Source organism: Frankia sp. CcWB3 (assembly GCF_977927595.1).
On the sequence record NZ_CDWRCK010000141.1, the window covers coordinates 1 to 5,073 of the forward strand.

Consider the following 5,073-nt stretch of genomic DNA (forward strand, 5'->3'; position numbering starts at 1 on the left):
TCACAAAAGTCGGGTTGGAGTACTAGACGTGGAATGCATGGGCGCCATGCGTCGCAGGTATTGAGCGGCCCGCGGCGCTGGATAGACTGCGTGAGCACGATCCGGGCCTGGGAGGTCACGAAGGGGCGTCACTGCGATGAGTGACCAGGTAGACGATTCTCGCTACTGCCGGTGTGGCACCCGCCTTGCCCGGGACAACGACCGGGGATCGTGTGGGCCCTGCCAGCGCCGGGCTCGGGAACGTGGCACGGCTGCGTCGGAGGTGCCGGTCGAATTCTGGACCGCCTCCGATCAGCTTCGGGACGCCCTCGATGAGCGGCACATGGGCCGGGTGATCGCGGCCTACCGCAACCACCCTCATCACACCGTTGTCCTGTCTCAGGAGACGGTGGCCGGGTGGATGGGCATCACTCAGAGCCAGTTGAGCCGCATCGAGTCGGGTGAGCCGGTGACCGACCTTACGAAGCTCATCCGGTGGGCCGAGGTCCTGCGCATCCCGGAAGACACGCTGTGGTTCAAGCTCCCACGGCCACGCGCCAGCGAGGCGGCTCTCGCCCCTGCCCCGGTGGTCTCGCCAACCGCACCGGCGGTTCCCGGCATCCTCGGGGTACCGCCAGCAGACAGTGCGGGTCCGCCGGCCGACCCGTACCGGGTGATCGCACACGTAGGGGAGGTGGTCATCGTGGCCATCGGCCGGCGCACGTTCCTCGCGGGAAGCGGTGCCGGGTTCCTGGTTGGGGGCGCGGTCATGCCCTTGGCGTCGTATCAGCAGGTTGCGCCTGAGGCCATCGAGTATCTGGCGGCTCAGCTTGACGGCTACTACCGGGCCGATGCCGCGTTGGGGCCGCACACCGTGATTCCGTCGGTGCTGGTGCAGCAGGAACTCATCCGGCAGTTCCTGCGTGTGGCCCGGAGCCCTGAACGGCACGCCCTGTTGCGCACGAGCGTCGCCTACGCGGGCCTGACGACCTGGCTCTACCAGGATGCCGGGGACCTCGTGAGCGCGTCGCACTGGGCGAACCAGGCTCTCGAACTCGCTCACCGGGTGGGAGACACCCAGCTCGTCCGGCACACCCTGACGAACAAGGCGATGATCTGTACTGACCAGCAGGACGGACCCGGCACCCTCGACCTGACCAGCGCGGCCCTGACGGACGAGAACGGCCTGTGTGCGAAGGTCCGGGTACAGGCGATGCAGCAGACAGCCCACGGCTACGCCCTCATCGGCGACCGGCGCGGCGCAGACTACGCCCTGGACAAGGCCGCCGCGCTGCTGGTCCGCGTCGATGACGACTACCCATGGTTCAACACCTGCCGGCGCACCCCCGGCTACATCGAGGTGCAGCGGGCCACCTGCTACAATCGTCTCGGTCTCGGTCTCGAGGCCCTGCCGCTGTGGGAGCAGGTCATCTCTGCCCTGCCCGCCGCGGCCCGCCGGGACAAGGGCGTCTACCAGGCACGGCAGGCCACCTCGCATGCTCAGGCCGGGAACCCAGAGGCCGCCGCGGACGCGGTGACGCACGCGGTCACCGTCGCCAGGGAGACCAGTTCGGCACGGCTACGGCAGGAGCTCCACGGCGTTTGGCGCCACCTCACGCCATGGCATGACCATGAGACCGGACGACAGGTCAAAGCTCTGCTGGCGACACTGTAGGAAGGGACGGCGACACTGTAGGAAGGGACAACGAGCGTGGGACTGCGCGACCCGCTACCGGCCGAGGAAGTCACCCGACGCCTGGCCGCGCTGGACGGATGGGTGAAGGCCACCGACCGCGAAGAGATCCACAAGACGTTCCCCGTGGAGTACTACGCCGCGATCGAAGCTCTCGGCACGGTGGCCGAGTCCGCGAAGGAACTGGAGCACCACCCGGACGTCGAACTGCGCTGGGGAGAACTGACGTTCAGTCTCACCACCTACAGCGCCGGGCAGCGGATCACCGACCTGGACTTCCGGCTAGTCGACCGCATCGAAGCCGTGCTGGCCCGCTACGTCCAGGAGGAAGCGGCGGGATAGCTGAAGAGACCGACCCAGCGGGCGGGAGAGTCCCGGCCCGCTGGGCTCTACAGCCCCGTTGGCCTGGGGCGGCTGCCTGGTCGGTGCCGGGACCTGTAGGGGCAGGGTCTTGATCCTCCGGGGTAGGTTCGATGGTTCGCCGATTCATTCAAAAAGGTGGAACCTTCGCCCGGACATAGGTATAGTAGATGGTGGCATTCGAGGGGCTACGGTCCCTGCACCATGTAAGGCAGTACGCCACATAGACGGGCTGTCCACATGTGAGCCGCCTGGGAGCGGCACGGACCGGGCTCGGGCTGCTGCACCGTGGGCCACGTGTCCTCGTGGTTCGCGTCCAGTCGTGTTGACGTTCCGTCTGGGGTGCAGAGTGCCGCATATGGCGTGTCCTGTCGATGTTCAGGGTTTGTCTCGTTCACGGGTTGACCGGGTAGGTCTGGCCGGCGGCTGAGGTCCGCCGCTGCCGATCTTCCGGTCTTTTTCTGTCTCGTTCTCGTTTCCGTGTGGTGCTGCGGCCGGCCTGTGGGTTCGTCCGGGCTGGCTGCGCCTGCGCGGTGAAAGGACGCGCTGGTTTCCGTGGACGTGGGCGTGAGCTTGCCCGAAAACCGGCCGGTCGCGGGTGGCTGTTCCCGGCCTGCTCTGCGGTCTACAAGCGGGACGCGCGGCGGCTGGTCCTGGCCGGGCTCGCGGGTGGTAAGGGTGTGCCGGAGACGGTGACCGGGCATCCAGCGTGGTTCGTCACCCTGACCGCGCCGTCGTTCGGCCCGGTGCACTCACGGCGCCAACACGGTGGGAAAACCGGTTCGGTGCGGGGCCTGCCACCCCCGACGCGGACTGTGCCCTCACGGCCGTCCAGCGGGCTGTCATGAGCGGCACCGCGAGGATGATTCCCGGCTCGGCTCCTCCGGCGTGGGCTGCTGGTGAGCTGGTCGCGGACGCTCTGCGGGGCGTGGTCGGGTCGGTGGCGGTGGCTGCTCCCGATCCGGACGCGGGCACCCTCGACGCCGGCGTTGGTGCCGGGGATGGGTGGGCGGTGCGCTGGGGTGTTCAGGTCGATATCCGGCGTATCGCGCTCGACGGGTCCACCGAGGTCGGGCGGGTCAGCAACTACCTGGCGAAGTACATCACGAAGTCGGCGGCGGCCGGCGGGGCGTTGGATCATCCGGTGCGGTCGCTGGCCGTGCTGGCACGGCTGACCCTGCACCCGCACCTGCGGCGGTTGGTGGAGACCTGCTGGCGGCTCGGCCACGATCCGACGTTCGCGGCGGCGTTGGATGCGGCGCTCGGCCGTGACTCCGGCGATGTCCCGCGACTGATCCGCTGGTCTCACCAAGCGGGGTTCGGCGGCCGCTGGTTGACGAAATCGTGGGCCTACTCGACGACGTTCACCGCGTTGCGGACGGTACGGCGGGTGTGGTCCCGCACGATCGGCGCGGCGATGGCGGGCCGGATCCCGGTGGATGCCTTCGGCCGGGCCGACGGAGACGAGAACACGATCGTGCTCGGCACCTGGACCTATACGGCCCGTGAGCTGTATCTCGGAACCTACGGTGCTGACCCGCCCGGCCTGCCGCCGTCTCGGGCGGCTGGTAGCCCGGTGGGCACCTGGCGGGCCGGACGATGAGCACCGTAGGTTCCGATGTTCCTTCATCGGTGGTGGTGGCCACGATTCCGGCGGATACCGGGAAGACGGAACGCGCGTCGGCGCGGGGCGCTCGGCGTGCTCTCGGGGTGGACGCGGGGGCGGCCGGTGAGCCTGCCGTGTCAGACGTGGACGGTGAGGCGGCGGCGGACGCGCGGTGGATCGCCGCTCAGCTCACGCGGGCGCCGGAACCCTCGGCGTTGATGGCGGCGGCGATCGTGACCGCGCTCGCGCCGAAACCCACGCGGAACGGCGGTGGCTAGGCAGGGCTGGGATTGCGCCATTGGGGGTCCAACCGGTCACGCAACGGAAGATCCTTCCCGGGAATTACGATGATCCGTTCAATGATCGTCGACAGGGCGCGGCGTTTCTCCGTCAGGGTGCCGTTACGCCATAGCCGTAGTGCCTCCTGGCCGTCCAGGACGGTCACGAGACGCGCCCGGCGGGCCAACTCGGCGTCGATCTCCCGTAGCCGGGCCTCGATCTGGGCTTCGACCTGGCCACCCAACCGCAGACTGATCTCTTTGGCCGTGATGGCGCGGGGGAGGTCGGCAAGCTCCTGTTCCTTCTCGGTCCGTTCGGCCTTCAACTCCTCGGTGTCGGCGACCTCACCCGCCTTCTCCCAGTCCCGGCGCACAAGGTAGGCATCCACCAGGCGGGTCATCAGGCCGTCGGCATCGGCGGCGTTGATGTGGAACGACTGGTCACACTCGACATGCTCACGGCTCTTACCGAGACGATGCCGCCACAGCGCGTACGCGCGGGGAGAGTTCCTGATCAATGATCGCTTGCACGTGTGGCACACATAGTAGCCGGCGAACACGTGTTTGACGGCCGTTCCGGTGCCTTTGCGGGTTTTCACGGCTTCCAACGCCGCACAGGTCTCCCGCCACTCCTCCTCCGTGAGGATGGCAGGGAAGTTCGCCATCGGACCGACCACGGTCCACCCGCGGTGGACGTTTCCCGTTGCGAACAGTCCAGCGATGCGCGGGTTACGCAGCATCGCTGTCAGACTGGCCCGTGTCAGGGTGCCGGTCTTCATGGTGTCGTCGGGCCTGGTCCGCCGGTGCGGAATGCGTAGACCACGGTCATAGAAGTCGTCCGCGACCTTGAGTACGGCTTCACCTTCCCGGATCCGCTGTGATGCCTCGCGTAGCCAACGGGCCTGCTCCTCGTTGACCGACCACTCGGTCACGATCTTCTTGCCCTTCCGGCTGATCGTCTGAGACCAGCCGAAGCCGACCGGGCCACCAAGGAACTCCCGGGCCTCCCGCTTGGCATCCAACTTCCGCTTTATCAGCTCCGACTTCAGCCCGGAATCGCTGACCGACTTCCCGACCGCGCCATGCCAGGCATCGCGGTCCCGCTGCCTGCGGAAGTCGTAGGGAGTCGAAATGAAATAACTTGCGCGTTTCGAACC

Annotated in this window: 6 protein-coding genes; 5 read left to right on the forward strand and 1 reads right to left on the reverse strand. The window is 67.8% G+C overall.

The genetic code is table 11. From position 1 onward, the window contains the following. The first annotated feature begins 136 nt into the window (after positions 1-136). From ACY5KJ_RS12170 to ACY5KJ_RS12190, 5 genes are all read left to right on the forward strand, one after another. On the forward strand, positions 137-1,654 hold the full coding sequence (locus ACY5KJ_RS12170) for a helix-turn-helix domain-containing protein (protein WP_462203380.1): 1,518 nt from the start codon (positions 137-139) through the stop codon (positions 1,652-1,654). A gap of 36 nt (positions 1,655-1,690) precedes the next feature. After that, positions 1,691-2,014: a 4a-hydroxytetrahydrobiopterin dehydratase gene (locus tag ACY5KJ_RS12175; protein ID WP_462203381.1), complete on the forward strand. Its 324-nt coding sequence runs from the start codon at positions 1,691-1,693 to the stop codon at positions 2,012-2,014. Between the two features lie 551 nt (positions 2,015-2,565). Continuing rightward, positions 2,566-2,880 (forward strand): replication initiator, encoded by a 315-nt coding sequence (locus ACY5KJ_RS12180; RefSeq protein WP_462203388.1) that lies wholly within the window; start codon positions 2,566-2,568, stop codon positions 2,878-2,880. Further along, positions 2,877-3,635, forward strand: a complete 759-nt coding sequence (locus tag ACY5KJ_RS12185; RefSeq protein WP_462203382.1) for a replication initiator — start codon at positions 2,877-2,879, stop codon at positions 3,633-3,635. The genes ACY5KJ_RS12180 and ACY5KJ_RS12185 overlap by 4 nt, the downstream gene beginning before the upstream one ends. Beyond that, positions 3,632-3,916 carry a hypothetical protein gene (locus ACY5KJ_RS12190; RefSeq protein ID WP_462203383.1) on the forward strand — a complete coding sequence of 95 codons (285 nt, stop codon included), beginning with the start codon at positions 3,632-3,634 and terminating at the stop codon, positions 3,914-3,916. The genes ACY5KJ_RS12185 and ACY5KJ_RS12190 overlap by 4 nt, the downstream gene beginning before the upstream one ends. On the opposite strand, the gene ACY5KJ_RS12195 is transcribed toward ACY5KJ_RS12190, so the two are convergent. Continuing rightward, a partial coding sequence (locus ACY5KJ_RS12195) for a recombinase family protein (protein ID WP_462203384.1) occupies positions 3,913-5,073 on the reverse strand: 1,161 nt, incomplete at its 5' end. The two genes, ACY5KJ_RS12190 and ACY5KJ_RS12195, sit on opposite strands and share 4 nt — an antisense overlap.

Excerpts from the sequence above, each read along its gene's own strand:
- ACY5KJ_RS12170 (WP_462203380.1), top strand. The coding sequence starts at position 137 with ATGAGTGACCAGGTAGACGATTCTCGCTACTGCCGGTGTGGCACCCGC.
- ACY5KJ_RS12185 (WP_462203382.1), top strand. The coding sequence starts at position 2,877 with ATGAGCGGCACCGCGAGGATGATTCCCGGCTCGGCTCCTCCGGCGTGG.
- ACY5KJ_RS12190 (WP_462203383.1), top strand. The coding sequence starts at position 3,632 with ATGAGCACCGTAGGTTCCGATGTTCCTTCATCGGTGGTGGTGGCCACG.